30 protein-coding genes are annotated in these 25,566 nt (G+C 36.5%); 5 read left to right on the forward strand and 25 right to left on the reverse strand.

Going from position 1 to position 25,566, the window contains the following annotated elements; translation table 11 throughout:
• Window positions 1-25: 25 nt before the first annotated feature.
• Window positions 26-2,098 carry a sigma-54 interaction domain-containing protein gene (locus NST14_RS20825; RefSeq protein ID WP_000811008.1) on the reverse strand — a complete coding sequence of 691 codons (2,073 nt, stop codon included), beginning with the start codon at window positions 2,096-2,098 and terminating at the stop codon, window positions 26-28.
• Between the two features lie 136 nt (window positions 2,099-2,234).
• On the opposite strand from NST14_RS20825, the gene NST14_RS20830 reads away from it, so the two are divergent.
• Window positions 2,235-2,468: a DUF2627 domain-containing protein gene (locus tag NST14_RS20830; protein WP_001190187.1), complete on the forward strand. Its 234-nt coding sequence runs from the start codon at window positions 2,235-2,237 to the stop codon at window positions 2,466-2,468.
• A 49-nt stretch (window positions 2,469-2,517) separates the two neighbouring features.
• On the opposite strand, the gene NST14_RS20835 is transcribed toward NST14_RS20830, so the two are convergent.
• A complete protein-coding gene (locus NST14_RS20835) occupies window positions 2,518-3,246 on the reverse strand; it encodes a glycerophosphodiester phosphodiesterase (RefSeq protein WP_000172565.1) in 729 nt (242 codons plus the stop codon).
• A gap of 50 nt (window positions 3,247-3,296) precedes the next feature.
• Between NST14_RS20835 and NST14_RS20840 the strand changes: the two genes are divergently transcribed.
• Window positions 3,297-3,443 (forward strand): YycC family protein, encoded by a 147-nt coding sequence (locus NST14_RS20840; RefSeq protein ID WP_001247671.1) that lies wholly within the window; start codon window positions 3,297-3,299, stop codon window positions 3,441-3,443.
• A gap of 253 nt (window positions 3,444-3,696) precedes the next feature.
• On the opposite strand, the gene spo0A is transcribed toward NST14_RS20840, so the two are convergent.
• From spo0A to accB, 14 genes are all read right to left on the reverse strand, one after another.
• Window positions 3,697-4,491, reverse strand: a complete 795-nt coding sequence (spo0A, locus tag NST14_RS20845; protein WP_014297988.1) for a sporulation transcription factor Spo0A — start codon at window positions 4,489-4,491, stop codon at window positions 3,697-3,699.
• A 287-nt stretch (window positions 4,492-4,778) separates the two neighbouring features.
• Window positions 4,779-6,077: a SpoIVB peptidase gene (gene spoIVB, locus NST14_RS20850; protein ID WP_002028467.1), complete on the reverse strand. Its 1,299-nt coding sequence runs from the start codon at window positions 6,075-6,077 to the stop codon at window positions 4,779-4,781.
• 118 nt (window positions 6,078-6,195) lie between these two features.
• Window positions 6,196-7,935: a DNA repair protein RecN gene (gene recN / locus NST14_RS20855; protein WP_000947749.1), complete on the reverse strand. Its 1,740-nt coding sequence runs from the start codon at window positions 7,933-7,935 to the stop codon at window positions 6,196-6,198.
• A gap of 266 nt (window positions 7,936-8,201) precedes the next feature.
• The gene (gene argR, locus NST14_RS20860) at window positions 8,202-8,651 is read right to left on the reverse strand and encodes an arginine repressor ArgR (RefSeq protein ID WP_001032581.1); all 450 of its coding nucleotides are present in this window, start codon (window positions 8,649-8,651) and stop codon (window positions 8,202-8,204) included.
• Between the two features lie 142 nt (window positions 8,652-8,793).
• Entirely contained in the window at window positions 8,794-9,633 is an 840-nt protein-coding gene (locus tag NST14_RS20865; protein ID WP_001274742.1) for a TlyA family rRNA (cytidine-2'-O)-methyltransferase, read from the reverse strand.
• Window positions 9,634-9,636: 3 nt separating this feature from the next.
• Complete coding sequence (gene dxs, locus NST14_RS20870) at window positions 9,637-11,529, reverse strand: 1-deoxy-D-xylulose-5-phosphate synthase (RefSeq protein ID WP_000366458.1); 1,893 nt, start codon at window positions 11,527-11,529, stop codon at window positions 9,637-9,639.
• Between the two features lie 302 nt (window positions 11,530-11,831).
• On the reverse strand, window positions 11,832-12,722 hold the full coding sequence (ispA, locus tag NST14_RS20875) for a (2E,6E)-farnesyl diphosphate synthase (protein WP_000150360.1): 891 nt from the start codon (window positions 12,720-12,722) through the stop codon (window positions 11,832-11,834).
• Window positions 12,722-12,952 carry an exodeoxyribonuclease VII small subunit gene (gene xseB, locus NST14_RS20880; RefSeq protein WP_000428423.1) on the reverse strand — a complete coding sequence of 77 codons (231 nt, stop codon included), beginning with the start codon at window positions 12,950-12,952 and terminating at the stop codon, window positions 12,722-12,724. Before xseB ends, ispA begins: the two co-directional genes overlap by 1 nt.
• The gene (gene xseA, locus NST14_RS20885) at window positions 12,942-14,300 is read right to left on the reverse strand and encodes an exodeoxyribonuclease VII large subunit (RefSeq protein ID WP_000415266.1); all 1,359 of its coding nucleotides are present in this window, start codon (window positions 14,298-14,300) and stop codon (window positions 12,942-12,944) included. Before xseA ends, xseB begins: the two co-directional genes overlap by 11 nt.
• Window positions 14,301-14,326: 26 nt before the next feature.
• Window positions 14,327-15,187: a bifunctional methylenetetrahydrofolate dehydrogenase/methenyltetrahydrofolate cyclohydrolase FolD gene (gene folD, locus NST14_RS20890; RefSeq protein WP_000226726.1), complete on the reverse strand. Its 861-nt coding sequence runs from the start codon at window positions 15,185-15,187 to the stop codon at window positions 14,327-14,329.
• A 23-nt stretch (window positions 15,188-15,210) separates the two neighbouring features.
• Entirely contained in the window at window positions 15,211-15,603 is a 393-nt protein-coding gene (nusB, locus tag NST14_RS20895) for a N utilization substance protein NusB (protein WP_000830249.1), read from the reverse strand.
• Window positions 15,604-15,950: 347 nt separating this feature from the next.
• On the reverse strand, window positions 15,951-16,343 hold the full coding sequence (locus NST14_RS20900) for an Asp23/Gls24 family envelope stress response protein (protein ID WP_000807630.1): 393 nt from the start codon (window positions 16,341-16,343) through the stop codon (window positions 15,951-15,953).
• A gap of 22 nt (window positions 16,344-16,365) precedes the next feature.
• Entirely contained in the window at window positions 16,366-17,718 is a 1,353-nt protein-coding gene (gene accC / locus NST14_RS20905) for an acetyl-CoA carboxylase biotin carboxylase subunit (RefSeq protein ID WP_000592876.1), read from the reverse strand.
• 16 nt (window positions 17,719-17,734) lie between these two features.
• Entirely contained in the window at window positions 17,735-18,223 is a 489-nt protein-coding gene (accB, locus tag NST14_RS20910; RefSeq protein ID WP_229143024.1) for an acetyl-CoA carboxylase biotin carboxyl carrier protein, read from the reverse strand.
• Window positions 18,224-18,692: 469 nt separating this feature from the next.
• Here accB and NST14_RS20915 point away from each other — a divergent pair, with 469 nt between their 5' ends.
• A complete protein-coding gene (locus NST14_RS20915) occupies window positions 18,693-18,881 on the forward strand; it encodes a hypothetical protein (protein WP_033670699.1) in 189 nt (62 codons plus the stop codon).
• Between the two features lie 98 nt (window positions 18,882-18,979).
• On the opposite strand, the gene NST14_RS20920 is transcribed toward NST14_RS20915, so the two are convergent.
• Genes NST14_RS20920 through NST14_RS20960 form a run of 9 tightly spaced genes read right to left on the reverse strand, consistent with a single transcriptional unit; the run spans window position 18,980 to window position 24,517 of the window.
• On the reverse strand, window positions 18,980-19,651 hold the full coding sequence (locus tag NST14_RS20920; RefSeq protein ID WP_000914703.1) for a SpoIIIAH-like family protein: 672 nt from the start codon (window positions 19,649-19,651) through the stop codon (window positions 18,980-18,982).
• A gap of 15 nt (window positions 19,652-19,666) precedes the next feature.
• Entirely contained in the window at window positions 19,667-20,329 is a 663-nt protein-coding gene (gene spoIIIAG / locus NST14_RS20925; protein ID WP_229143025.1) for a stage III sporulation protein AG, read from the reverse strand.
• Window positions 20,319-20,951: a stage III sporulation protein AF gene (spoIIIAF, locus tag NST14_RS20930; RefSeq protein WP_001161050.1), complete on the reverse strand. Its 633-nt coding sequence runs from the start codon at window positions 20,949-20,951 to the stop codon at window positions 20,319-20,321. The genes spoIIIAG and spoIIIAF overlap by 11 nt, the downstream gene beginning before the upstream one ends.
• Window positions 20,952-20,963: 12 nt before the next feature.
• Window positions 20,964-22,136 (reverse strand): stage III sporulation protein AE, encoded by a 1,173-nt coding sequence (spoIIIAE, locus tag NST14_RS20935; RefSeq protein WP_000943695.1) that lies wholly within the window; start codon window positions 22,134-22,136, stop codon window positions 20,964-20,966.
• 10 nt (window positions 22,137-22,146) lie between these two features.
• Window positions 22,147-22,530: a stage III sporulation protein AD gene (gene spoIIIAD, locus NST14_RS20940; RefSeq protein ID WP_077317075.1), complete on the reverse strand. Its 384-nt coding sequence runs from the start codon at window positions 22,528-22,530 to the stop codon at window positions 22,147-22,149.
• A 23-nt stretch (window positions 22,531-22,553) separates the two neighbouring features.
• The gene (spoIIIAC, locus tag NST14_RS20945) at window positions 22,554-22,757 is read right to left on the reverse strand and encodes a stage III sporulation protein AC (RefSeq protein ID WP_000020914.1); all 204 of its coding nucleotides are present in this window, start codon (window positions 22,755-22,757) and stop codon (window positions 22,554-22,556) included.
• Window positions 22,758-22,771: 14 nt separating this feature from the next.
• Window positions 22,772-23,287 carry a stage III sporulation protein SpoIIIAB gene (gene spoIIIAB, locus NST14_RS20950; RefSeq protein ID WP_000238697.1) on the reverse strand — a complete coding sequence of 172 codons (516 nt, stop codon included), beginning with the start codon at window positions 23,285-23,287 and terminating at the stop codon, window positions 22,772-22,774.
• Complete coding sequence (gene spoIIIAA, locus NST14_RS20955) at window positions 23,281-24,207, reverse strand: stage III sporulation protein AA (RefSeq protein WP_000665886.1); 927 nt, start codon at window positions 24,205-24,207, stop codon at window positions 23,281-23,283. The genes spoIIIAB and spoIIIAA overlap by 7 nt, the downstream gene beginning before the upstream one ends.
• A 28-nt stretch (window positions 24,208-24,235) precedes the next feature.
• Window positions 24,236-24,517, reverse strand: a complete 282-nt coding sequence (locus NST14_RS20960; RefSeq protein WP_000816054.1) for a YqhV family protein — start codon at window positions 24,515-24,517, stop codon at window positions 24,236-24,238.
• A gap of 186 nt (window positions 24,518-24,703) precedes the next feature.
• Here NST14_RS20960 and NST14_RS20965 point away from each other — a divergent pair, with 186 nt between their 5' ends.
• Both NST14_RS20965 and NST14_RS20970 read left to right on the forward strand, forming a co-directional pair.
• A complete protein-coding gene (locus NST14_RS20965) occupies window positions 24,704-25,282 on the forward strand; it encodes a GNAT family N-acetyltransferase (RefSeq protein WP_001190071.1) in 579 nt (192 codons plus the stop codon).
• The gene (locus NST14_RS20970) at window positions 25,263-25,565 is read left to right on the forward strand and encodes a hypothetical protein (protein ID WP_000825746.1); all 303 of its coding nucleotides are present in this window, start codon (window positions 25,263-25,265) and stop codon (window positions 25,563-25,565) included. Before NST14_RS20965 ends, NST14_RS20970 begins: the two co-directional genes overlap by 20 nt.
• Window position 25,566: the final 1 nt, after the last annotated feature.

Raw genomic sequence — 25,566 nt, forward strand, 5'->3', positions numbered from 1 at the left:
TGCAATAAATTGCACGGTACGCAATTTATTGCATGCTATTTTTTGCACACTCATACTTTTCTAGCTTGTAATATAAATTTCGAACCGAAATTCCTAACGCTCTTGCTGTTTGTGTTTTATTTCCACCAAATCTCTCTAAATATTCATGAATGATATTCCCTTCAAACTCCGTCACTAAATGCTCAAGTGGCTTTTCTTCTAACTCAGGCAATAAATGAGCTTGTTTTGACTCCACTTGCTCTTCGTTATGTAATGGCGGTAAATGTTGTACATCAATATAGGTCTCGTTATAATTCATAAAGATAATAGCTCTCCCCAAAATATTTTCAAGTTCCCTCACATTCCCTGGCCATTCATATGATTGTAAATATGAAATAGCAGAATTAGTGAGCCCCTCTATATTTCGGCCATAATCTTGGTTGATTTTTTGAATTAATCTGTCTGCGATTGCCGGTATATCCCCTTTACGCTGACGAAGAGATGGGATTTGAATTGGAATTTTATTTAATCGATAATATAAATCCTCCCTAAACTTCCCTTCTAGAATGGCTTTTTCTAAATTCACGTGCGTCGCTGCAATTACTCTGACATTGATAGGGATCGCTTTCGTTCCACCAACTTTTACAATTTCTTTCTCTTGCAAAACGCGAAGGAGTTTCGCTTGCGTATTTGCAGATAGTTCCCCTATTTCATCTAAAAAGATGCTGCCGTTATTCGCTTCCTCAAAGAATCCACGTTTTCCCCCTCTTTTCGCGCCAGAAAACGCCCCTTCCTCATAACCAAACAATTCACTTTCTAACAACGTCTCCGAAATAGCTGCACAATTTACACGAACAAACTTATTATATTTCCGATTACTTCCATTATGGATAGCATGCGCAAACAATTCTTTACCTGTCCCTGACTCCCCGCGTAACAACACTGTTGCTGGTGTATTCGCCCCCAGTTTCGCCTGTTCAATAGCAGCCGTTGTTTCATCTGAATTTCCGACAATGTCATCAAATGAATATTTCGCTTCTAACGTTCGAATAATTTGCCTTGCTCTATTCAATTCATTTGTTAATTTTTGAATTTCTGATACGTCGCGAATTACACCGACGCTCCCTTTCAATATTCCATCCACAATAACTGGTGCTACGTTTACAATTACATCTCGCTTTTTTTGTCCGATTTTCATATGTATGCCTCGTACCGCCCTACGCGTTCGAAGTACTTTCATATGCATACTTTCACCTTCTACAATATCAGTTGTAGCCGGCTTTCCAATAATGTCCTCTTCTGTTAAACCTGTTAATTTCGTATATGCAGGGTTAATTACTAACCCTCGACCTTTTTCATCCACGACCGAAATGGCTTCCTCAGACGAGTTAATAATCGCCTCAAGTAACGTTTGAATCTCCTTTAAATCTGTAACTTCTTCCGCAAGATCTACAACCTCTGTTATATCTTTAAAAATCGCAAATGCCCCTTGCACTTCTCCTCCCTCTTTTAATATTGGAATACGGGTTGTAATAATTTTCTTTCCATTCTCAAGCGTCAGTTCATAATTTACTTCTATTTGTTTCGTACGTATAATACGAAGCAACTTACTAGTCGGAATAACTTCTAAAATATATTTCCCTACCGCATCTTCTTTTTTATATCCGATAATACGTTCTGCACTTTTATTGAATAGGCGAACTTGTCCTTCTTGATCAATCACTATCATACCGTCATGCGTAGAGTTTAAAATTAAATCGCCTTGCTGCGTCTGCTCTTCTAACTTCCCAATTAAATTTTCCTTCTCATGTGCTAATCTCGTAACAATTTTTGCAATATCACCTGGTATAAGAAGAGTATCTTTATGCTTTTTCTTTAATAAATCTTTATGTAAATCATCGTCACCTGTCATATCAAACATTACATCAATGTGCATAGAAAGAAACGGAGTCACACTCTCTCCAATTGCAATCCCGTATTCCTTTGCCATCTGTAACCCTTTTGCTATCGGATTTATATCAATAATCCCTATAATTTGAAATATATTCGAACTCTGTAACAGACGCAGCAGTGTACTACCACCTTCACCTGCACCAACAATTAAAACTTTTTGTTTCATATATTACACTTCCTCTCGGAGTATCTCTGCAAAATTTTTCACACCCTTATCTTACTCGTTCAGCCCCCTCTTGACAAACCCCCTTTTCATATAACATCATTAAAATAAACAAAATAATCTGAAAAGGAGCGTTTATATGCAGCGTTACCTTGCTCTATTATTAGCACTCATCCCTATTTCATTAGCTGTGTTTGGCATTAAGTTAATGAGAGATACCGTATTCGGGATTTTATTTCCTCCACTCTCTATACTATGGTTACAATTTTTAATCGGGGCTCTCTGCTTCGCGCTCGGATTTTATATCTTTGGTGGTTTCGTCTTACACCGAGATCGTAAACGAAATAAAGTACAAGCTCGCTTTCGAAGATAGGAAAGACCTACTATTTACAAATAAAAAAATGAGACCGTTACAAGCGGTCTCATTTTTTTATTGGCAATAATGCTCTTGCCGTTTCAGGATAATCCGTAATAATCGCCGAAATATTCATATCAAAATATTTACGCATAAGTGTTTCTTCATTAATTGTATAGGGCCGAACCTCTACATCACTTTCCATCGTTAGTTCGGCAACAGCATCTTGAAGATAACGATAATTAGGATGCACTGCTGTAGCCCCCATTTTTTTTGCATATGCCCACGGACTATGCAAACCTTCGCGATATAAAATCGCTGTTTGAATATCTGGAGCCATCATATGACACCTTTTCATACTGTAATGATTAAATGAAGAAAATATAACACGATCTTCTAGATTAAATTTCCGTACAAGCGTTATAACTTCTTCTTCTAAACCTCTGTATGGAATTTTATTATTTTTAAGTTCAATATTAAGTAACAACTCTGTTTTTTCAATCCATTTTAACACCTCTTCTAAAAGAGGTATTTTACAAAATCCTACTTTATCACCAAATTTATAACTCGCATCTAATTTACATAAATCCTCATATACATAATTTCGAACCGCACCTTTTCCATTCGTTGTCCGATTCACTGTTTCATCATGAATGACGACAACCTTTCCGTCTTTCGTTAATTGAACATCCAGCTCAATTCCATCTGTCTTAAAAGATTCAGCTGCTTCAAATGAAATCATCGTATTTTCTGGGTACGTTCCCGCTGCACCACGATGCGCAAATATAAGAGTCATCCTCACTCCCCCAATCTTATGCTATACTATACGAAAAAGGAGGTACTTCTATGAGACCATTACAAATTTCTCCAGACACTGCAGTCCGCCTATCAAAAGCACTAGGTGTTCCACTTGAACAACTTATGCATATGCCGCAGCACATTTTAATTCAAAAGTTAGTTGAATTAGAAAAACAAAATAAAGACGAAGAATAATACAGTCCTGTTTCGCAGGACTTTTTATTATTTTCTATTATATCATGGATGGCTTCCTTGCTAAAATCCCTCATTGGATATACCATGATTCAATTTAACCTTCACTTCGAACATGTACAATAAAAAGACCAACGAATTCTAACATTCATTGGTCATTAATTAAAAAGTTCATTGGTTTTAAATTTACTATCGAGTATACATTTCAAGAATTATTAAGCTTTATTAAAACTTAAATCCCTTACTTCTTCTATTCTCAGCTAGCCTTATGTTCAAGTCTCAACTTATCCGCAACCATTGCGATGAACTCAGAGTTCGTAGGTTTTGCTTTTGACATAGATACTGTATAACCGAATAAGGACGAAATAGAATCGATATTCCCACGACTCCATGCTACTTCAATTGCGTGACGGATTGCACGCTCGACACGGCTTGCTGTTGTATTATATTTCTTCGCGATATCTGGATACAATACTTTCGTAATAGATCCCAGTAATTCGATGTCATTGTACACCATAGAAATTGCTTCCCTTAAGTACATGTACCCTTTAATATGAGCAGGCACACCAATTTCATGAATGATACTCGTAATGCTTGCATCTAAGTTTTTCGGTTTTCCATCTACTGTTGTTGCTGATCGGAAAGATGGCAGTGGACGTTTAATAGTAGCGTTCGCTTTACCGCTCACTTGACGAATATGACTCGTTAAATTCTCCATATCAAATGGTTTTAATATGAAATATGACGCACCTAAGTCAACTGCTTTTTTCGTCACATCTTCTTGTCCAAACGCTGTCAACATAATTACGCTAGGCTGTCTTAACCTTTCAATATGGCGCATTTTCTCTAGTACAGCTAACCCATCTAAATGTGGCATAATAATATCTAATACAAGTACATCCGGCTGCTTATCTTTTAATAAATTTAAACACTCTTGACCATTATAAGCAGTACCAATTACTTCCATATCCTCTTGAGCAGCTACATAACTCTCTAGCATTGATACTAATTCTTTATTATCATCCACAAGACATACTTTAATTTTCTCCACAGCTTTTCCTCCCTTACCGAATCGATTCTCCGACATGTGTATCCTTCTAGGCTACATGAATTGTTCGACAATTGTGTGAAAATTCCCTTTTAAAGTTTGTTACTTTCCGATAAAATCACAAAAAAATATGTTTATCGTTTAATTATTCCTTTTCGCAACACATTCCATCATAGAAAAACAACGAAACGTTCAACCCTTTCCTTTTATTTTACAACAAAAAACACCTCTTGCGGAGCTTTTACAAAATTTCAACGAATTTTTCAATAGAAAAACGAGCTAATTATTAATTAGCTCGCTTTTCTTTCTTGATCATAAATGTTAATTCCAGCCTCATGTAACATCCATTCAATATGAACACCATACCCTGATGTTGGATCATTTACAAATACATGTGTAACAGCGCCAATTACCTTTCCATTTTGTACAATTGGACTTCCGCTCATCCCCTGTACGATACCACCTGTTTTCGCTAATAAACGTTTATCTGTTACTTTTATTACCATGCCTTTTGTTGCCGGAAACTTTTGCGGTACTGTACTCACAACTTCAATATCAAACGCTTCCACTTTATCTTGATCAATAACCGTTAATATTTTTGCTGGTCCTTCTTTTACTTGATGAGATAGTGCAATAGGCATTGCTTTATCCATTACGCCATTTGTCATATTTGTATTCAATTTGCCAAAAATACCAAATGGACTATTTATTGTAATATTGCCAATCACTTCACGATCAGGTGAGAACCTCGCTAATTTCTCCCCTGGATTCCCATGACTACCTCTTTCAATTGATGTAACTGTCGAACGCATAATTTGTCCATCTTCGACTTGAATCGGCTTTTTCGTATCATTATCAGAAATAACATGACCAAGTGCCCCATATTTCATAGAATCAGGATGAACAAATGTCATTGTTCCGATTCCAGCTGCCGAATCACGAATATATAAACCAATGCGATAAGACGATTCTCCACTGTCTTTTTGTGGTGTTAGTTTAGTGCGGATATGCTTTCCATCCCTTAGCAAAACGAGATTAAGCGGTTCGCCTGTTTCCCCACTATTATGAATAAATGGTGCTACATCACTCATTCTTTCAATTGTTTTACCATTAATTTCAGTAATCATATCTCCAATTTGCACACCAGCTGTTTCACCAGGAGATACTTTCCCTTTTTCAGTTTGAATTAAATGATGGCCTACAACAAGTACCCCTTTTGTGTTTAACTTTACACCAATTGATTGTCCACCTGGAATAACTTTGAAATCTTTTAATACTCTCACATTTACTTTTTTCACTGGAAAACCAGCAAGCTGAAACACCATATCTGCTTCACCATTTTGATGAGAATTTACCATAAGTCCTTGTTTTTGTTCATTTGAACTTACTGTAAACACATGACGATCTGTAGATGAAGCTTTAAATACTGGTAATGAAGCTATTTCTGATTGTTGTCCTTCAAAAACAACAAGTTGCTTCGGAGATGAAATAAACGTCCGAAGCGGTTTAAAACACCCAATAAAAACTAAAGAAACAAGGAGAAAAATACCTATTATTTTGCGAAATCTTTCTAATTTCAATTTGTTCACTCTCCTCGCTCCTACCCCACATTCAGCCTTTTGGCTTCACTTTTTAATCTCTCCTTGCAATGCTTTATTTATAACCGGAAGAATTAAGAAATCATCATTTGAGAAAAAAAGCTATCCATTACTGGATAGCCTCTGCTGTCTGTTTAAAATGATGCGCTTGCGTAAGTAATTCTTTCGCATGTTCTGTCGTTAAATCTGTAATTTCCACACCAGAAATCATTCGAGCTATTTCTGTTACTTTATCCTCCATAGTTAAAACGGTAACTGATGTAATTGTTCGATCATTTGCTACTTGTTTTCGAATAAATAAATGCGAATCCGCCATTGAAGCTACTTGAGGTAAGTGCGTAATACAAAGTACTTGTGAGTTTACTGATACTCGATAAATCTTTTCCGCAATAGCCTGTGCGACCCGGCCACTTACACCAGTATCCACTTCATCAAAAATAACAGATGCAACACCTTGATGCTTAGAAAAAATGCTTTTTAAAGCTAAAATAATACGGGATAACTCTCCACCAGAAGCAACCTTTGAAAGTGGTTTTAGCGGCTCACCCGGATTTGTTGAAATATAAAATTCCACATGATCGTAACCATCCGCTGTAAGTCTTACCGGTGCTCCCTCCACGAGAGGCTCTTCTGCATTTCCTTCTCGCTTCATAATTCTCACTTCAAATTTTGTTTTTTCCATATATAATTCTTTTAATTCCTGATGAATGGCATTTGTAAGATGCTCTGCAAGTTCATGACGCATATTACTTAACAACGTTGCTTCTTTCAGAATAACACTTTCTAATTCCTTCAACTGTTTCTTCGTCGTTTCAATATGAACGTCTTTATTTTCAATCGTAAAAATTTCTTGTTCAATTTTATCAGCATACGCTAAAATCTCTTCTACAGTATTTCCATATTTTCTCTTTAGCATACGAATTTCATTTAAACGCGTTTCAATTTCATCTAAGCGATTCGGATCATATTCCATCATATCGAGCTTTTCTCTTAGTTGATAGGCAACTTCTTCTAATAAATAATAACTATTGGCAATGGAATCATGATTTTCTTGATACACTTCATCTAAATGTGTAATACTCTCCATTTGTCCCATTGCGCTTCGTACATTATCTAACCCTTGTCCGTCAGCACTTAACGAGCGATACGCATCCCCTAATGCTTTGTAAATTTTTTCGAAATTAGAAATTTGCAATCGTTCTTCAGTTAAGTCATTTTCTTCATCTATCTTTAAATCCGCTTTACGGATTTCTTCATGCTGAAATTGAATTAAATCTAAACGATGTGCCATTTGTTGTTCATTTTCACTTAACGATTTCAACTGTTTTTTTAATTTCTCATAGTCAGCATATACGTTTTGGTATATATCTAATTGTTTAACGATACGCTCTCCATCAAAATGATCGAGCATAAATAGATGACGTTCTTCATTCATTAAGTCTTGCGTTTCGTGTTGTCCATGAATATCAACAAGTGTTTTTCCAATTTCTTTTAATACACTAAGGGTAACTAGTTTTCCATTTACACGACATACACTTTTTCCGTTTGCAGCGATATCACGCTTCAAAATAATCATGCCGTCTTCTATTTCTATATCCAACTCTTCTGCTTTTTCAATACATGGATGCTTATCATCTTCCACATAAAATAGCCCCTCTATCTCAGCTTTTTCTGTTCCGTATCGAACAAATTCTGCTGAACCACGGCCACCTACAAGTAAACTAATCGCATCAATAATAATCGATTTTCCGGCCCCTGTTTCACCACTTAAAACCGTTAATCCTTTTTGAAAAGAAATATTTAATGCCTCAATAATAGCAAAGTTTCTAATCGATAATTCCGATAACAATGCCCCATTCACCTCGTTATAAACTAATCCCCTATGAAGGGCTTTTCTCAGTTCTTTATTCAAATAGTCATACTATATGTTTGTATGTATAAATTACTTTTCTAACCGCTCCATTGTACCAAACATTTGTTTTACGGGTCAATCCACCTATTTCCTAATTTTATTCAAAGAAAATATTATATTACAATTAAGAATTCACGTTTTTAACCAATAAAAATATCCTGTTCGCTTTCCACTTTACAGAGGAAAGCAAACAAGATTTTTTGTTACAGCATATTTAAGAAACGATCAGAGACAACACCTGTATCTTCAGGTGTACGGCAAATAATTAAGCAAGTATCATCACCACAAATGGTTCCGATAATCTCATCCCACTCTAAATGATCAATAAGTGCCCCAAGTGAATGAGCGTTACCAGGCAATGTTTTTAGCACAAGCATATGTCCTGCCGTGTCTAATTTTACAAATGAATCCACTAGATTGCGTTTTAATTTTTGTAACGGGTTAAATCGTTGATCTGCTGGCAAGCTATATTTATAGCGACCATCATGTAATGGCACTTTCACTAAGTGCAATTCTTTAATATCGCGCGATACTGTCGCTTGCGTTACATTAAATCCCTCATTACGTAGAATATCAACTAATTCATCTTGTGTTTCAATTTCTTTGTTCGCAATAATTTCCCTGATTTTAATATGGCGCTGACCTTTATTCATACATTTGCACCTCACACTATCTCTTACCATAGTTTAAACATTGGTATACTTCACTTATTTATGTTAACTTATAATTCGTTACTTGTACACAATTGTTTTTACAATCATTATACAATTACAACAAAAAGAGGAACAACATATGTTATTCCCCTTTCCCTTTTTGTTTTAGGACATCATGTGCCTCTGTAACTACTTGCTCAACAGAAACTGGAGAATGATTTTCGCCATTCTCACGTTCACCATGCCATTTCAGATGAATTAAAAATTCAATATTACCATCCCCGCCCGTAATTGGTGAGAATGTTAAGCCTTCTACGTCGTATCCTTCTTTTATAGCAAAGTCGACAATCATTTCTACGACAGCCTCATGTACTTTTCGATCGCGAACGATACCCTTTTTACCAACTTGCTCTCTTCCAGCTTCAAACTGCGGTTTAATTAACGCTGCTACATCCCCATTCGGCATAAGCATTGTTTTTAAAACTGGCAATATAAGTTTTAATGATATAAACGAAACATCGATACTAGCAAATTGCGGTAAACCACGTTCTAAGTCTGCTGGTGTTACGTAACGGAAGTTCGTTCGTTCCATTACGACAACACGCTCATCTTGACGCAATTTCCAAGCAAGTTGATTGTACCCTACATCTAATGCATAAGATAATTTCGCTCCATTTTGAAGCGCGCAATCGGTAAAGCCACCAGTTGATGAACCAATATCTATCATAACTTTATCTTGTAAATCAAGATGAAATGTCTCTAATGCCTTTTCAAGTTTATAACCACCACGGCTTACATACGGCATAACTTGCCCCTTCACCGTAATCTCTGTATCTTGTGGGATTTTCTCCCCTGGCTTATCCAATCTCATCTCATTCGCATATACAAGGCCGGCCATAATGGCGCGTTTTGCTTTCTCACGTGTTTCTATAAGCCCTCGCTCTACTAATAGTACATCTACTCTTTCTTTTTTCGCACTCATTTGTTACGCCCTTTTTTGTTTTGATGGAATCATTGTATGAATACGGTCTACAACAGCATCTGTCGTTAAACCGATTTCTTCTAATAATTTTGTTACACTACCGTGTTCTATGAAACGATCTGGAATACCCATTCGTTCAACTAACGCACTATGGTACCCGTTCTCAGACGCAAATTCAACTACTCCTGTTCCAAAACCACCAATTAAGCAAGCTTCTTCAATCGTTAAAATTGGTATATTTTTTCCTAAGAGATCATGTAAATATGCTTCATCCATTGGTTTAATGAAGCGAGCGTTCACTACTTTCACTGAAATACCAGCCTTTTCAAGACGCTCAGCCGCTTCCATTGCCATTGGTATTGTCGTACCAAATGTTAAAATAGCTGCTTGTGTACCTTCTTTTAACGTTTCCCATGAACCGATTGGAATCGCCTTTAATTCTTCATCCATATGAACGCCAAGTCCATTACCTCGCGCATAACGTAATGCGATTGGTCCATCTTCATATTGCATCGCCGTGTATACTAAATGTTGCCCTTCATTTTCATCTTTTGGCATCATAAGTACCATATTCGGCAAGTGGCGTAAGAATGAGATATCAAATACACCTTGATGCGTTTCACCATCTGCTCCTACTAAACCAGAGCGATCAATTCCGATGAAAACATTTAAATTTTGGCGGCATATATCATGAACAACTTGGTCATAAGCTCTTTGTAAAAATGTTGAATAAATCGCTAAGAATGGTTTCATACCTTGCGTTGCCATACCCGCTGCCATTGTTGTAGCATGCTGTTCTGCAATACCTACATCAATCATACGATCTGGGAATTCTTTTTGGAATTTCTCAAGTTTCGATCCAACAGGCATTGCAGGTGTAATTGCAACGATACGCTCATCCGTTCTCGCTAACTTAAGTACTGTTTCACTAACAACAGCACTCCATGCTGGTGCAACTTCTTTCGGTTTAACGAAGTCACCTGATTCAATTTTATAAGGTCCTGTTCCATGCCAAGTGCCAATAACATCACTCTCAGCTGGTTTGTAACCTTTTCCTTTTTTCGTAATAACATGAACAAGCACTGGGCCTTTTGTTTTCTTTGCATATTGCAACGTTTCGAATAACTTTTCATAATCATGTCCATCGACTGGACCTAAATATGTAAAGCCTAACTCTTCGAAAAAGACACCAGATACTAGTAAATATTTAAGACTATCTTTTATTTTCTCTGCTGTCGCAGCAACTTTCCCACCGACAGCTGGGATTTTCTTCAAAATATACTCTAGCTCATCTTTTACCCAATGGTATTTTCCTGCGGTACGTAGACGTCCAAGCACATTATGAAGCGCACCAACGTTTGGCGCAATTGACATTTCATTATCATTCAAAATAACAATCATGTCTGTTTTTTCATGTCCAATATGGTTCAATGCCTCTAAAGCCATTCCGCCCGTTAAAGCGCCATCACCAATGATTGGTATAACATATTCTTTCGTTTTCTTTAAATCACGTGCTAGAGCCATTCCCATTGCAGCAGATAATGATGTCGAGCTATGGCCAGTTTCCCATACATCGTGCTCACTCTCACAACGTTTTGGGAAACCACATAGACCTTGATATTGCCTTAATGTGCCGAATTCTTTTGCACGTCCAGTTAAAATTTTATGTACATAGGATTGATGTCCTACATCCCATAAAAATTTATCTTTCGGACTATCAAATAATTTATGCAGAGCAATTGTGAGTTCTACTACACCTAAATTAGGCGCAATATGTCCACCTGTTTGAGAGAGCTCTTCAATTAAAAACTTACGAATATCCTCACTCAATCCCTCTAGTTCACTGATAGACATCTCTTTCAAAAAACTAGGGTTTTGAATTTGCGTTAGATCCACATGGATCACTCACTTTCATTTCATAATCTGTCAACATGTCAAATATTATAAAAAACATTTACACAAAACAAGAAATTCTCTTTTTTTATTTTTCACCTTGTCCTGCTATTAACCAGTCTATTGCGCCCTAATCTTATTATAAACCATATTTCTTTAGGCGATGAAAAAAATAGCCGCTAACACGAAGTGATAACGGCAATGTAATCTACATATATTTTTGCCAATAACAAGAAAAGAAAAACCTTTTCCTACATTTATATCATAAAATGATGAATGACTCAACAAATGAAAACGCTGTTATATTAGTTATTACGTTTTGCAATCAAATCGCAAATAGATAGTAAATATTCATCTTGTAATTGCAAGGAACTAATAGCATCTTTTGCTTTTGCAATCGTTTCTTCTAAAATATCCTTTGCTCTATCTACAGTAAATAACGTCGTATATGTGCTCTTTTCGTTAGAAACATCACTACCAATCGGTTTTCCAATCTCTTCTTCGGTTCCTTCCACATCTAAAATATCATCTCGGATTTGGAAAGCTAGGCCGATATATTTCGCAAACTCAAGTAATTTTTCTTCCTGTTCTTCTGTCGCATCAGACAGTATCGACCCTGCAAGTACAGCGAATTCAAGTAGTTTTCCAGTCTTATGCTTATGAATATACTCTAGCTCATCGATCGTAAGCTGTTTCCCTTCCGCTTCCATATCTGCTACTTGTCCGCCAACCATTCCTTCTGGCCCTGCCGCTTTTGCAAGCTCAAGTACAAGTCTTACTTTTTTCTCAGCAGAGATTTCCTTTTGTTCATATGCCATAATAACTTGAAAAGCATATGTCAACAAACCATCTCCTGCTAAAACTGCCATCGCTTCACCAAATACTTTATGATTTGTGGGCTTCCCTCTTCTTAAATCATCATCATCCATACAAGGTAAATCATCATGAACTAACGAGTATGTATGTATCATTTCAAGAGCACAAGCTGCACCTACACCAAGATTTTTTTCTTTACCAAACGCTTGTAATGTTGCAAATAAAAGTAACGGGCGGAGACGCTTTCCACCCGCTTCCAAAGAATATGCCATCGCTTCACGAAGTACATTTGGACATTGTAATTCATTTGCATAGCTTACAAGCTTCTCTTCTACGAAAGTTTTACTTTCTTTCAAAAAAGTATCAAAAGCAATTGTCACTATGCTTCATCTCCTAAAGCAGTAAACGGTTCAAGCTCTCCATCTTCCCCAAGAATAACTGCCATTTGTTCTTGTACGTTCTTCAACTTCTCATCACAAAGCTTAGATAATTCCATACCCTCTTTAAAATAAGAAATTGCTTCTTCTAAAGGTACGTCACCTTGCTCTAATTTAGAAACGAGGTGCTCAAGTTGCGAAATTGCCTCTTCAAAGCTTAATTTATTTTCCATTATTCAATTCACGCTCCTCTATTCCTGATACGCTACAATCTAATATTCCATCTTGTAATTGAACTGAAACAGCATCTCCAAGGCTAACATCTTTCACACTTTTTAACACTTGCTTCTCTTCATCATATACAAGCCCGTACCCTCTCATCATTACTTTAAGCGGACTTAGCGCTTCAAGTTTTTGAGCAGCTCTTACAAAGGCAAATTCTTTCGTTTGGAGTAACGTTTGCATTTCACGTTGCAATTGCTTTTGCAATGTTTCAACTGCTACCTTTGTTTGCATAATTTTTTGAGATGGGTGGTGCTTCTCTAAATAAAATGAAAGCTGTTTTAACTGATTTACCTTTTTATCAATATAGCGCTCTTTCGCTAACACAAGCTGTTCTAACGCTCTATCCAATTGCTCTTCTTTTTGCTCATATACTTGTCTTGGATAACGGAACGCATAAGATTTTTGCAATACTTGTAGTTTTTCTTCTTTTTTATGTACTAACTCTCTCATTGCTCTTTGCAACCTTAGAGTTCTTTGTAATACCTTTTCTTGTAACTCGATAATATTAGGCGCTGCCAGCTCAGCCGCTGCAGTTGGTGTTGGTGCTCTTAAATCGGCAACAAAATCCGCAATTGTAAAGTCTGTTTCATGGCCTACTGCTGAAATAATAGGAATCTCACTCTTGAAAATAGCTCTTGCAACCATTTCTTCGTTAAACGCCCACAATTCCTCAATAGAACCTCCACCGCGCCCAACGATTAGGACATCTATCCCTTCCATTTCATTCGCTGTACGGATCGCTTGTACAATTGAGGGAGCTGCTGACTCCCCCTGTACAAGTACTGGAAACACAATAACATTTCCAATTGGATAACGACGTTTAATCGTTGTTATAATATCACGAATCGCTGCTCCTGTTGGTGACGTAATCACACCTATTGTTTTCGCATAAGGAGGGATTGTTTTTTTATAAACTTGAGAAAACAATCCTTCTTCCTCTAAACGAACCTTTAATTGTTCGTAAGCTAAATGCAGGTTTCCGACTCCGTCAGGCTGCATGTCTTGAATATAAATTTGATAAGAACCACTCGCCTCGTAAACAGAGATTTTCCCTTTCACGAGTACCTTCATCCCATTTTCAGGTCTGAATTTAATATTACGATTATGACCCGCAAACATAACCGCTGCGATTCTTGCATTTTCATCTTTCAATGTAAAATACATGTGGCCACGGCTATGATTTTTAAAGTTGGAAATTTCACCTTTTAACCAAACAGACTGTAAATGCGGATCATATTCTATTTTTGTTTTTATATAGCGTGTTAACGCTGTAACGGTTAAATATTGTTTCTCCATTTCTCTCTCCTCATAGCCGACTCAAATTATTTACAAACGACACCTGCACGCTTAGCCGATTCAACAGTATTATGAAGAAGCATTGTGATCGTCATTGGACCAACACCCTTTGGCACAGGTGTAATGTAACCTGCAACATCTAGCACGTTGTCAAAGTCAACATCACCACAAAGTTTCCCTGTTTCTAAACGGTTTACACCAACGTCGATTACAACTGCTCCTTCTTTTATATAATCAGCTGTTACCATTTTAGGTCGTCCTACTGCTACGATTAAAATATCAGCTAATTTCGTTAACTCTTTCATATTTTGCGTCTTAGAATGACAGTATGTGACAGTTGCATTTTCATTTAAGAACAATTGTCCCACTGGCTTGCCGACAATATTACTTCTTCCAATTACTACAACATGTTTTCCTGAGATATCAAGATTTGTTTCTTTTACTAACTCTACAATACCATGCGGTGTACATGGAAGGAATGTATCTTGTCCCGTCATCATACGTCCTACGCTGATTGGGTGAAATCCATCTACATCTTTTTCTGGTGAAATTCTTTCAATGATAGCTTTTTCTTCAATATGTTTTGGTAAAGGTAATTGCACTAATATGCCATTAATGCGGTCATCGCCATTTAAGCGATCGATTTCAGCAAGCAAACGCTCCTCCGTAATTGTTTCAGGAAATTCAATTAGCTCTGAATAAATTCCTACTTGTTCACAGCCCTTTTCTTTTCCTTTTACATAAGAACGAGATGCTGGATCTTCTCCAACTAAAATAACTGCTAATCCTGGTACAATCCCTTGCTCTTTCAACTTCACAACTTCTTCTGTTAATTGTGCTCGTTTTTTCTCCGCAACTTCATTTCCTTTGATGATTACTGCTACCATTTTAAGATTCCCCCTTAAAGAAATTACAGTGTATCTTTTATATTAGATAAAACGCCGTTAATAAAACGACGAGATTCCTCATCCCCAAATGTTTTAGCAATTTCAATTGCCTCGTTAATTGTTACGTTGTGTGGAATTTCTTCCATGTATTTCATTTCATACACAGCTACACGTAAAATACTGCGATCAACAATACTAATACGCTCAAGCTTCCACTTTTTTAAATTTTGACGAATCGCTTCATCAATTACTTCTTTATTTTCTACAAAACCTACAACAAGTGATTCTAGAAACTCATTTGTTTCTTCACCTTCATCTAGCGTGTTTTCCACTGCTACTTTCGGTTCTAATTCACCTGTAATATCCATTTGATATAATGCTTGCATAGCTCTTTCTCTAGCCGTCCTACGTTTCATTGTAACTCTCCTTTATGCTTCAAGTCTTTCCTTATGCTTTGTTATATTATTATAATTTATAAGCCGTCAATTCACTTACTCTTACAGTTTTCATTGATTTTCCAACCTTATAATACAATGATAATAACACAATTTATCGTTTCACACACGGGTTACAAGGCTGAAAAATAATAAAAAGATTAACTTCAAGTTCCATATCTTATCACAATGTACGTTTTTTGGTAAAACGAAACATTTTCTTTTTTATTTCTCATTTTTTGAAATAGTATAATAATTAGAGGGTTGTAATTTGTGAAGAAATGAAACGATAAAAAAGATGCCTATGTTACTAGGCACCTTTTTCATTCTTACACTGGTTCGATTTCTGTTTTTTGTGTTTCGAATGTTACGCCAACGATGTGAACATTCACTTCTTTTGGCTCAAGCCCTGTCATTGTAAAGAGTGCTTGGCGAATGTTGTCTTGAATCTTTTGTGCAACAACTGGAATTGCTACGCCAAAATACATTACAACATAAAGGTCAACGATAATATCTTCGTTTGCTAATTCAACCTTTACACCTTTACCATGATTTTTCTTACCTAACTTCTCAACAACATCTGTAGCAAAATTACCACGCATTGCCGCTACGCCTTCTACCTCAGCAGCTGCAATACCTGCGATTACTTCAATTACTTCTGGTGCAATTTCTACTTTACCAAGAGTTGTATCTTGACCCATATCTAACATATGTTCAGCCATGAAAAAAACCTCCTTTAATGTATCACTGCGTCACAAGTTCATGCTCTTCCAAAAATTTCGTATTAAACTCACCTTTTACAAAATCAGGATGATCTAACAATTGCAAATGGAACGGGATTGTTGTATGTACGCCTTCAACGACAAACTCACTGAGTGCACGCTTCATTTTTGCAATTGCCTCTTCACGTGTTTTTCCGTGAACAATTAATTTAGCAACCATCGAATCATAGAAAGGTGGGATTGAATATCCCGGATATACAGCTGAATCGACGCGAATACCAAATCCGCCTGGTGGCAAGTACATTTCTACTTTACCTGGAGATGGCATAAATTTTTTGGCAGGGTTTTCCGCATTAATTCGGCATTCAATTGCCCAACCATTAAATTGTACTTCTTCTTGCTGTAACGATAACTTTTCTCCAGAAGCAACAAGAATTTGTTCTTTAATTAAGTCTACCCCTGTTACCATTTCAGTAACTGGATGCTCAACTTGGATTCTCGTATTCATCTCCATGAAATAAAAGCTTTTCGTTTTATATTCATAAATAAACTCAACCGTACCAGCACCTGTATAATCAACCGCTACCGCCGCTTTAACTGCCGCCTCACCCATCTGCTTACGCACATTTTCATCAAGTGCTGGTGATGGACTTTCTTCTAGTAGTTTTTGCAAGCGGCGCTGAATCGTACAATCACGCTCTCCTAAATGAATGGCATTTCCGTGTGTATCTGCCATTATTTGAATCTCAACATGGCGGAAATCTTCAACGTACTTTTCTAAGTATACACCAGGGTTCCCAAAAGCGGTACTAGCTTCTTGCTGTGTAATTTGAATTCCTTTTACAAGCTCCTCTTCATGACGCGCAACACGAATACCTTTTCCGCCGCCACCTGCAGTCGCTTTAATAATAACAGGATATCCAATTTGATTCGCAAGTTCGATCGCTTCTTCGGTATTTTTAATAATTCCTTGTGAACCTGGTACAATCGGAACCCCTGCTTCTTTCATTGTATCACGAGCAACGTCTTTTGTGCCCATCTTTGAAATAGCTTCTGGACTTGGACCGATAAAAATTAAGTTACACTCACGGCATAACTCTGCAAAATCTGCATTCTCTGCTAAAAATCCGTATCCCGGATGAATTGCATCGCAGCCTGTTAACTTCGCAACACTAATAATGTTCGTCAAATTTAAATAGCTTTCTTTCGAAATCGTTGGTCCTACACAATACGCCTCATCAGCAATTTGTACGTGAAGTGACTCTTTATCTGCTTCTGAATAAATTGCGACTGTTTCAATATCCATTTCTTTACAAGCACGAATAATTCGTACAGCAATTTCCCCACGATTGGCTATTAATACTTTTTTTATCATCACAAAGACTCCCTTATTACGCTTTTACAAGAAATAGCGGTTGTCCATACTCAACAAGCTGTCCGTTATTAACAAGAATCTCAACAATTTCTCCATCTACATCTGCATCGATTTCGTTAAATAACTTCATAGCCTCGACAATACATACGATAGAATCTTTCGATACTCTATCTCCTACACTTACATATGGAGGCGTATCAGGAGAAGAAGAAGAATAGAATGTACCTACCATTGGTGATGTAATTTTATGTAGGTTTTCATTCTGAACAGCTTTTTTCTCTTCTTGTTTTGGCACTTCCACTTGTGCTGCCGCTACTGTTGTTTCAACTTCAACAGGTGCTACTGGTTGTACGGCTTGTTTTGCTACAGGTGCTTGCACCGCAACACCTTCATTACCACGCTTTTTCATTTTGATTGTCGTACCATCTTTTTTGTATTCAAATTCATCAATATTAGAGCTATCAATTAATTTAATTAATTCACGAACTTCTTGAATTTTAAACATGTAAAATCCACTCCCATACTCTTGTTTGTCCCGTTTTTACAGATTTCTCTTCACTAAAACTAGATTGACTGTAAAAATACGATGTACTCTATTAGAAAATGTATTTCATTTACTAATAGAAATAGTTACTATTTCCATCTTACGATAAATTTTTTAAACATTCCAATTTATATTTCTTTATAATAAATCGAAACTCCTGTAAAAATATTATTCCAATAAAAATTTATTACCTAGTAATAATACCAAGTTTCACACAAAATTGGCAAGACCACTTCCGAAAAAACATTCCTTACTTTTCAAAATACTATAAAGTAAACCTACCATTACCGCTTTACTCGTCACCTCATCTATAGTCAATAACGTATTTTTACCAAATATTATTTTTTTGTTTACACGTCGTTCATCATTCCTTCATATAAGAATAGTATGTTCAAAGTGTAGAAAATATATCGTATCGAGGTGTGGACATATGATATGGCTCATTCTCTTCTTACCTGCCGTAATGGTCTGGGCATTCGTTCTCTTCATCCACGTCAAATCCGGAAAAAGTAATCATCACTACCATGAACCGCTAATCTTTTACTCACAACGTATTTCTCCGTTCCGAGTTGAACATAGTAAAAACAAAGACGAAATAGAAAAAAGCTATCGAAAATGATAGCTTTTTTCTATTATTATTTTTATCTAACTATTTTCAAACAATCCGATTACTAAAAACGAATAATCCGCGGAGGAATTCCCCGCGGATTATTCGTTTTATTTTGTTGGTGGATCAAATTTTACACCTACATCTTTTGATCCGCCTTCACTTCTTACAAGTTGTATAATTTTATTCGCTTCTTTTTGTGAATGTTTTGCTGCTTTTACAGTTACTTTAATGTCAGTTCCATCGGCTCTTACAAGGGCATCTTTATATCCACCTTGAGATTTAATTACTGTCTCAAGTAATTCTTGCTTCGTTTCCATTGTAGTGATTGCATCAAAATTTTCTTTCGCTTTATTCTTTTCTGTTGCTGAAGCTTTTGTTGAACTCATCACTTCTTGTAATTTTGCTTTTTGTTCACTTCGCTGATCTTCCATTTGCATACGTAATGCTGTGAAATTTTCATCACTTGATTGAACTGTTACGTTAGCTTCTTTTTTGCTTGTTTCTTTTGTAGCACTCTCTTTTTTATCTGTTTCTTTGTTTGTTTCTTTATTTGATGTTTCTTTATTTGATGTTTCCTTGTTTGTATTTTCTTTTTTAGGCGTTTCTTTAGGTGCTTCGTTTGTTACTGCTTTATCAGTACCTTGTTTTTCTTGTCCAATCTTTTCACCTGTTGCCGGCGATGCTGTATTCATTTTGTCTGGAGTTGTTACGTAATACACAGATAGTACAACAACTAAACTTAACATCGTTAATAGCCAAACCGTTTGTTTTTTTAACACTTTATTTCCTCCCTATCAATTTTTCGGTGAAACTGAAACGCGATGGGCTGGTACATCTAGTAGCCGTATGACAGCTTCTTTTACCATCGCTTTAACTTGTATATTATCCACTCCCTTTGCTACGACAAGAACACCTCGCACTTTCGGTTTCTCTGTTCGTAAAACAACGGGAGTTTCTTTATCCCCTTCACGTATAATGACTGTCTTTTCATCAAGAGACTCATCTTCTACTTCCCTCTTGCCACCTGTTTTATCTGTTTCACCTGTTGTTTGTGAACGTTTCACTGTATTTTTTTCTAATATTTTTTCCTCTGATGAGTCTAAATTTACATTAATCGTTACATCTTTTACTCCTGCTATTTCTTCTAAGGCTGCTTTTAATTCTTGTTCATACGCTTTTTCATATTTTTCTACATTTGACATATTATCATTATTTTTTTGTCCAAAAGTTGGTACGTCTTTTTCTTGTTTTTGAGTTTCTTGTTCTTTAAATACAGGTACTTCTTCTTTTTTACTTGAAAAGAAACTACTAGAAAACATAAGCAACATTCCAAGTATGAGTAGGACAAGTAAGAACTTAGGTGTTACCTTTTTTCCCTTCTCATTACTTTCTTTTTCATCTCCATTCAATAAGTTTCGAAAAAATGAGAACTTCGAATTTTTATCTTTATTGTCCATTTACTCTACCTGTCCTCCCTTCCATTTGAACTTGGATTTGTTTATTCTCTAGTTGCCACCTGCTTGAAAAGAAGTCTTTCATTTCTCCATTCGTTTCCTCTACTTTTTTCGGTGGTTCTTTCGTATTAATTTCAACTGGTTTTACTGTTTCGATTGCATCATTTTTACTACGTTCTTTTTCTTTCAACGTCACAACAACAGATTGAATATCTTTCGCTGACTTTACTTCCGCTGTGCTTTCCGCTGCGACTATTTGTATTTCAGAGACTGACATACCATACTGTTTCTCAAACTCTTTTCCTACTTCTTTTTTCATTTTGGTAGCCATCTCTTCTAAACTATATGCACGTGTTAGAGCTTGTATTTCTTTTTTCTTCGAATCTATTGAATTTTTTACAGATCCTTCTGCTACGTACTTCTCTTCATTAAAATTTGCGATTACTTCATTTACATCTGTTTGCAATAGTTTAAATAGAGGCGTTAAAATTAAAACAACTAATAATAGACTTACAACGAATTTAACGTACTTTTGCAAATTGGAATTTGGAAGAATAAGATGAAGCATTGTCGCTAAGAGTAAAAAAACGATAATATTTCTAATCCACTCTGTAACAAATTGCATACCCTTCACCTCCTACCGCATCATAAGTGTAATGTTCCCCGCAGCAATAATAATTGTGATACTTAAAAAGAACATAAACGATACGATAGCTAAGCAAGCAAATACATAAATGATGCTCCGTCCAATGATATCTAAACATTGAATGATTGCTCCGCCGCCAACTGGTTGCAATACTGCTGCTGCGAACTTATAAATAAATGCGATGCAAAAAATTTGAATCGCTGGAAAAGCGACAATTAAACATAGAATGACGAGTCCGATAATTCCGACTGTGTTTTTTAATAATCCCGACGCACTAATAACTGTATCCGCCGCCTCTGTAAACATTCTTCCTACTACGGGAATAAAGTTTCCTGTTACAAATTTAGCTGTTTTCACAGCGATTCCATCCGCAACAGCTGTCGCTGTTCCTTGTACAGATAATACGCCTAAAAAAATCGTTAAAAAAATACCGATAATCCCGACGCTAACGTTTTGCAGAAGCTTGGACAATTTCGTAACTTTATATTGATCACTCATCGTACTCACAATACTTAATATCGTTGCAAGTAATAAAAGTGGTAGCACGATATAATTCATCAAAAGCCCACTCGTATTCATTAAGAAGATGATAATCGGATGAAAAAACGATACGGATACAACACCACCACCTGTCGCTATGAGTGCAAGCAAGATAGGCAATAACGCTAATATGAAATCTACCATTGTTTGTATCGTTTCTCTTGCATATGTCATAACGACATAAAAGCTATTTAAAGCGAAAATAATTAGTACCATATATACAACTGCATCGGCTATTTTGCTTACGCTACTCTTTGAAAATGCAGATTGCAGTGATTGCAACAATGCACTAAAAATTGTGAGCATAATGAGCGTTCCGAGTAGTTTCCCATTTGCAACAAGTTCGTGAAATAAGTACTTTAATAAACCTAGCATCCACTCTTTTATAGAGATTTCTTTTTCTCCCTTTACAAACTCCATAAAGCTACCTTTTTGACTCTCTGGTAAGTAACCTCCATATTTTGTAACAAGCCCGTCCCAAAATTGCTTCACATCTTCAATTCCGAGCTTATCCAATTGTTGATCAACGACGTTTGTCTCTACAGGAGAAGCTTGTACAACAACCGGTAAAGAAAAGAAAAGGAAGCAAGCAAATAGCAGCTTAGCTCCAAACCCCCTCAACATTCACTCCCCCTTATCCCGTCGGTAAAAATCCGAGAATAGTTTCAATTACAACCGTCAAAATAGGGATCGCCATAACGAGAATTAAAATCTTTCCAGCTAATTCAATTTTCGAAGCGATTGCCCCCTGCCCTGCATCCTTTGTAATTTGCGCTCCAAACTCAGCGATATAAGCAATCCCAATAATTTTTAGCAACGTTTCTACATATACGTTGCTAACTTTCGCTTCACTCGCTACTCTCTCAATCATTTGTAAAATAGCGTGAATTTGATCGATTAAAAGAAGGAACATTACGCTACCTACGAACACAATAAATAATGACGTAATGCTAGATTTATGCTGATTCAATACAGCCGCTAAAAACGTAGCAACGAGGCCTAATCCGACAATTTGTATAATTTCGATTCGAACCGCCCCCTTTACTGGAAGAGAAAGACACTTTTAATCTTGTCGAATAGTGTATTAATTAAAAATGCGACATGAAATAAAATAACGACAAAACCGACGAGGATAACCCAATTTGCAATATCCTCACGCTTTAATTCTTTTAGTACAGTATGAATGAAAGCTAAAACAATGCCGATTCCGGCGATTTGAAATATTAATCCAACATCAATGGACATCGCCTTTCTCCCCCCTATAGCAGTAAAATTACGATAAGTAGCCCCGCTAGTACTCCTAAGCTCTTAATCATCTTTTCATATTGCAGCTGTAATGCTTTCGCTTCTTCTTCTTCTCTCTCTAAATGTGTAATACATAACCGAATATGTTTTTGTTGTGATTCACGATCATGTTGTCCGAGCGTTTCACCAAATTGCTGCAAAATCTCATACTCAGTTTGTTGAAATGCTGTTAGCTTCCAATTTTCTTTCAAACTATCTATCCAAGCTTCTCTAACTGTTTGTTCTCCACTTTCTAGCCTGCTAGCGAAACTTTGAAATATCCAATTTAACGGCTTCGGCATTTGTTTCACTAATCGCTCAGCAGCTTCAGACAACGGTGTATGCCCATACATAATTTCTGCCTCTAATGATTGCAGTGCCGCTTTTAATAATCTAAGTTGCCTCGGTCTCTCACTGTATCTTTTGGCGTATGAAAACCCGAAAAAGGTGCTGACCGCAACGATTAACACTGCACCAAATATTTTCACCATACGCCCTCAGCCTTTCTATGAGGTAATACCGGTTTTCCATATTTATCTTTCACTTGCATAACTGTTCCTGGCCCTCTTGCTTTTGACAATTCCACAAACCTATCAAAAATGCCGAGCTCTAGCACTGCCTTTAATGATGGGCGTTTCACAACATCATCATAGGAAAATCCATGTGCACTTATAAAAAGCTGAACCCCTGCATGTACAGCCTCCATAATTGCTTCACTATCTTCTTTACGACCAATTTCATCCACAATTAATATATCTGGGCTCATAGAACGGATCATCATCATCATTCCTTCAGCTTTTGGACATGCATCTAACACATCTACTCGTGTGCCAAAGTCATATTGCGGGATGCCTTTCACACAGCCAGCAATTTCTGACCGTTCATCAACAATCCCGACTTTACAAGAAGGAATTTTCGAAGTACTTACACCTTGACTCATGCAACGCGCTACATCTCTTAAAAGTGTTGTTTTTCCCGTTTGTGGCGGGCCAATTACCATCGTGTTTAACCATCGTGATTCATACAAATACGGTAAAAGTGGTTCAGCAATGCCTATTTTTTGACGAGCAATACGAATATTAAAAGAAGAGACATCTCGAATCATTTTCACTGTGCTTTTTTCTGTAATAACTTTTCCTGCTAAGCCTATTCTATGCCCACCTCGGAGTGTCACATACCCACGCTTTAATTCTTCTTCCATTGTATAAATTGAGAAGTGACTTAACTTATTCAATAAGTAAATAGCATCCTCTGCTGTAACGATATAGTCATAAAAAAACACTTCACCTTGAGCAATACACTCTAGCGGTCTTCCAATTCGAACACGGATTTCCTCTAGAGCATCGTACTGCTTACAATTTTCCACTAACTGCTTCATCGTTTTTGGTAAAACTTCTAATACTTCTTTCATCAGCTTCGCCCCACTATACTCGACTTACTTATTTCAACAACGCGATAAAAATGCAGCCAATTCCAAGCGCTAGAAAAAAGAGTTTCAAGAAAGAGATCTCACTTGCCACACTCGCTATGCCTATTGTCATTGTTAAAATTAATACGGTCGGTCCAACAAACGCCAACATACCATTTATAAACAATGCTTTCTTCGCATCATTCACATAAAGCATAAGCAAAGCGGCGAATATTTCCGCGCTACCTGAAAACAACCGAAGCAGCCCCATTACAAGCACAGATGTTTCCATTGCCGCTAGCCACTGTTTCATTCTCCCACCTTCTCCCATAACGGTTACTAGTGCATGTGCTAAAAAAGAATATATTTGTACAACCATATGCAGAGGTTGTCTATTTCAGAATTAAAAACATAATTTTTATCTACCGCCTATAATATTTTGAATATTCTTAATAACAATGGTATTTTATGGTATATTTATTGAAAAGGAGGGAAAATGATGCAACGAGTTACTTTACTACCACTCGATTTCCGTTATGCAAATGCGATTTTCAAGCTATCAAGTGATCCACATGTAAAAAACGCATTAGGAATAAAAGTAGAAACAATCGAAGACACGAAAGCATTCCTTCTTTTCGCCATAGAAGAAGAACGTCAAAAGAAGTCTTTATCGAGAGTGATTGTAAATGCAGAGAATGAAATAATTGGTCTCACCACACTTAAACATATTAATTATGAGAAGAAACAATCTCACATTGGCAGCTGGCTCGGCTATCCATACTGGGGAAAAGGATATAATGAGGCTGCAAAAAAAGAAATTTTTAAGATTGCTTTTTTAGACTTACAACTTTCCTATGTATTTGCTGGTGCTAAAACGAATAATATTCGCTCTTTAAAAGCACAAGAAAAACTACCTTATATTTCATTGCATGTGGAAAACAAATTTCCAGACGAACACGCTGCACTAGAGAAAGAAGTAAGGTCACCTTGCTCTCTGCACGTCGTGTCACGTGAAAAATTTTTAAACTGGTTGGAATTACAAAATGAGGAGGAAAAATATGAAGAGATTAAAAATTAGTTTAACAATCGTAGTAGAAGTAACTCTTATTTATCTTTTTTCATCATTGGTCGGCTGGTCATTCATGGAAGCCTTTTTCCTTGGTAGTTTAGCGATATTCGGGGCAATTTGGCTCGTTGCTTTAAATATAAGCCAAAATAACAACATTGATCACACTATATATAAAACAGGTACAGTAAAACCTTTTCAAATGACATGGGGTCCTTACACAACAGGTGCTGCTAGTCTTACAGCTTTCAGTTTTATAATAACTACTATTTATTATTTGCCCTATTTTCTATAAA

The sequence above is a fragment of the Bacillus sp. FSL W8-0519 genome (assembly GCF_038005585.1).
In the GTDB taxonomy this organism is placed as follows: domain Bacteria; phylum Bacillota; class Bacilli; order Bacillales; family Bacillaceae_G; genus Bacillus_A; species Bacillus_A paranthracis.

Coding starts and splice junctions, on each gene's coding strand:
- NST14_RS20825 (WP_000811008.1), bottom strand. CDS start 2,098: ATGAAACAAAAAGTTTTAATTGTTGGTGCAGGTGAAGGTGGTAGTACA.
- NST14_RS20830 (WP_001190187.1), top strand. CDS start 2,235: ATGCAGCGTTACCTTGCTCTATTATTAGCACTCATCCCTATTTCATTA.
- NST14_RS20835 (WP_000172565.1), bottom strand. CDS start 3,246: ATGACTCTTATATTTGCGCATCGTGGTGCAGCGGGAACGTACCCAGAA.
- NST14_RS20840 (WP_001247671.1), top strand. CDS start 3,297: ATGAGACCATTACAAATTTCTCCAGACACTGCAGTCCGCCTATCAAAA.
- argR (WP_001032581.1), bottom strand. CDS start 8,651: ATGAATAAAGGTCAGCGCCATATTAAAATCAGGGAAATTATTGCGAAC.
- NST14_RS20865 (WP_001274742.1), bottom strand. CDS start 9,633: ATGAGTGCGAAAAAAGAAAGAGTAGATGTACTATTAGTAGAGCGAGGG.
- xseB (WP_000428423.1), bottom strand. CDS start 12,952: ATGGAAAATAAATTAAGCTTTGAAGAGGCAATTTCGCAACTTGAGCAC.
- xseA (WP_000415266.1), bottom strand. CDS start 14,300: ATGGAGAAACAATATTTAACCGTTACAGCGTTAACACGCTATATAAAA.
- folD (WP_000226726.1), bottom strand. CDS start 15,187: ATGGTAGCAGTAATCATCAAAGGAAATGAAGTTGCGGAGAAAAAACGA.
- nusB (WP_000830249.1), bottom strand. CDS start 15,603: ATGAAACGTAGGACGGCTAGAGAAAGAGCTATGCAAGCATTATATCAA.
- NST14_RS20900 (WP_000807630.1), bottom strand. CDS start 16,343: ATGGCTGAACATATGTTAGATATGGGTCAAGATACAACTCTTGGTAAA.
- accC (WP_000592876.1), bottom strand. CDS start 17,718: ATGATAAAAAAAGTATTAATAGCCAATCGTGGGGAAATTGCTGTACGA.
- accB (WP_229143024.1), bottom strand. CDS start 18,223: ATGTTTAAAATTCAAGAAGTTCGTGAATTAATTAAATTAATTGATAGC.
- NST14_RS20915 (WP_033670699.1), top strand. CDS start 18,693: ATGATATGGCTCATTCTCTTCTTACCTGCCGTAATGGTCTGGGCATTC.
- spoIIIAG (WP_229143025.1), bottom strand. CDS start 20,329: ATGGACAATAAAGATAAAAATTCGAAGTTCTCATTTTTTCGAAACTTA.
- spoIIIAF (WP_001161050.1), bottom strand. CDS start 20,951: ATGCAATTTGTTACAGAGTGGATTAGAAATATTATCGTTTTTTTACTC.
- spoIIIAE (WP_000943695.1), bottom strand. CDS start 22,136: ATGTTGAGGGGGTTTGGAGCTAAGCTGCTATTTGCTTGCTTCCTTTTC.
- spoIIIAC (WP_000020914.1), bottom strand. CDS start 22,757: ATGTCCATTGATGTTGGATTAATATTTCAAATCGCCGGAATCGGCATT.
- spoIIIAB (WP_000238697.1), bottom strand. CDS start 23,287: ATGGTGAAAATATTTGGTGCAGTGTTAATCGTTGCGGTCAGCACCTTT.
- spoIIIAA (WP_000665886.1), bottom strand. CDS start 24,207: ATGAAAGAAGTATTAGAAGTTTTACCAAAAACGATGAAGCAGTTAGTG.
- NST14_RS20960 (WP_000816054.1), bottom strand. CDS start 24,517: ATGAAACAGTGGCTAGCGGCAATGGAAACATCTGTGCTTGTAATGGGG.
- NST14_RS20965 (WP_001190071.1), top strand. CDS start 24,704: ATGCAACGAGTTACTTTACTACCACTCGATTTCCGTTATGCAAATGCG.
- NST14_RS20970 (WP_000825746.1), top strand. CDS start 25,263: ATGAAGAGATTAAAAATTAGTTTAACAATCGTAGTAGAAGTAACTCTT.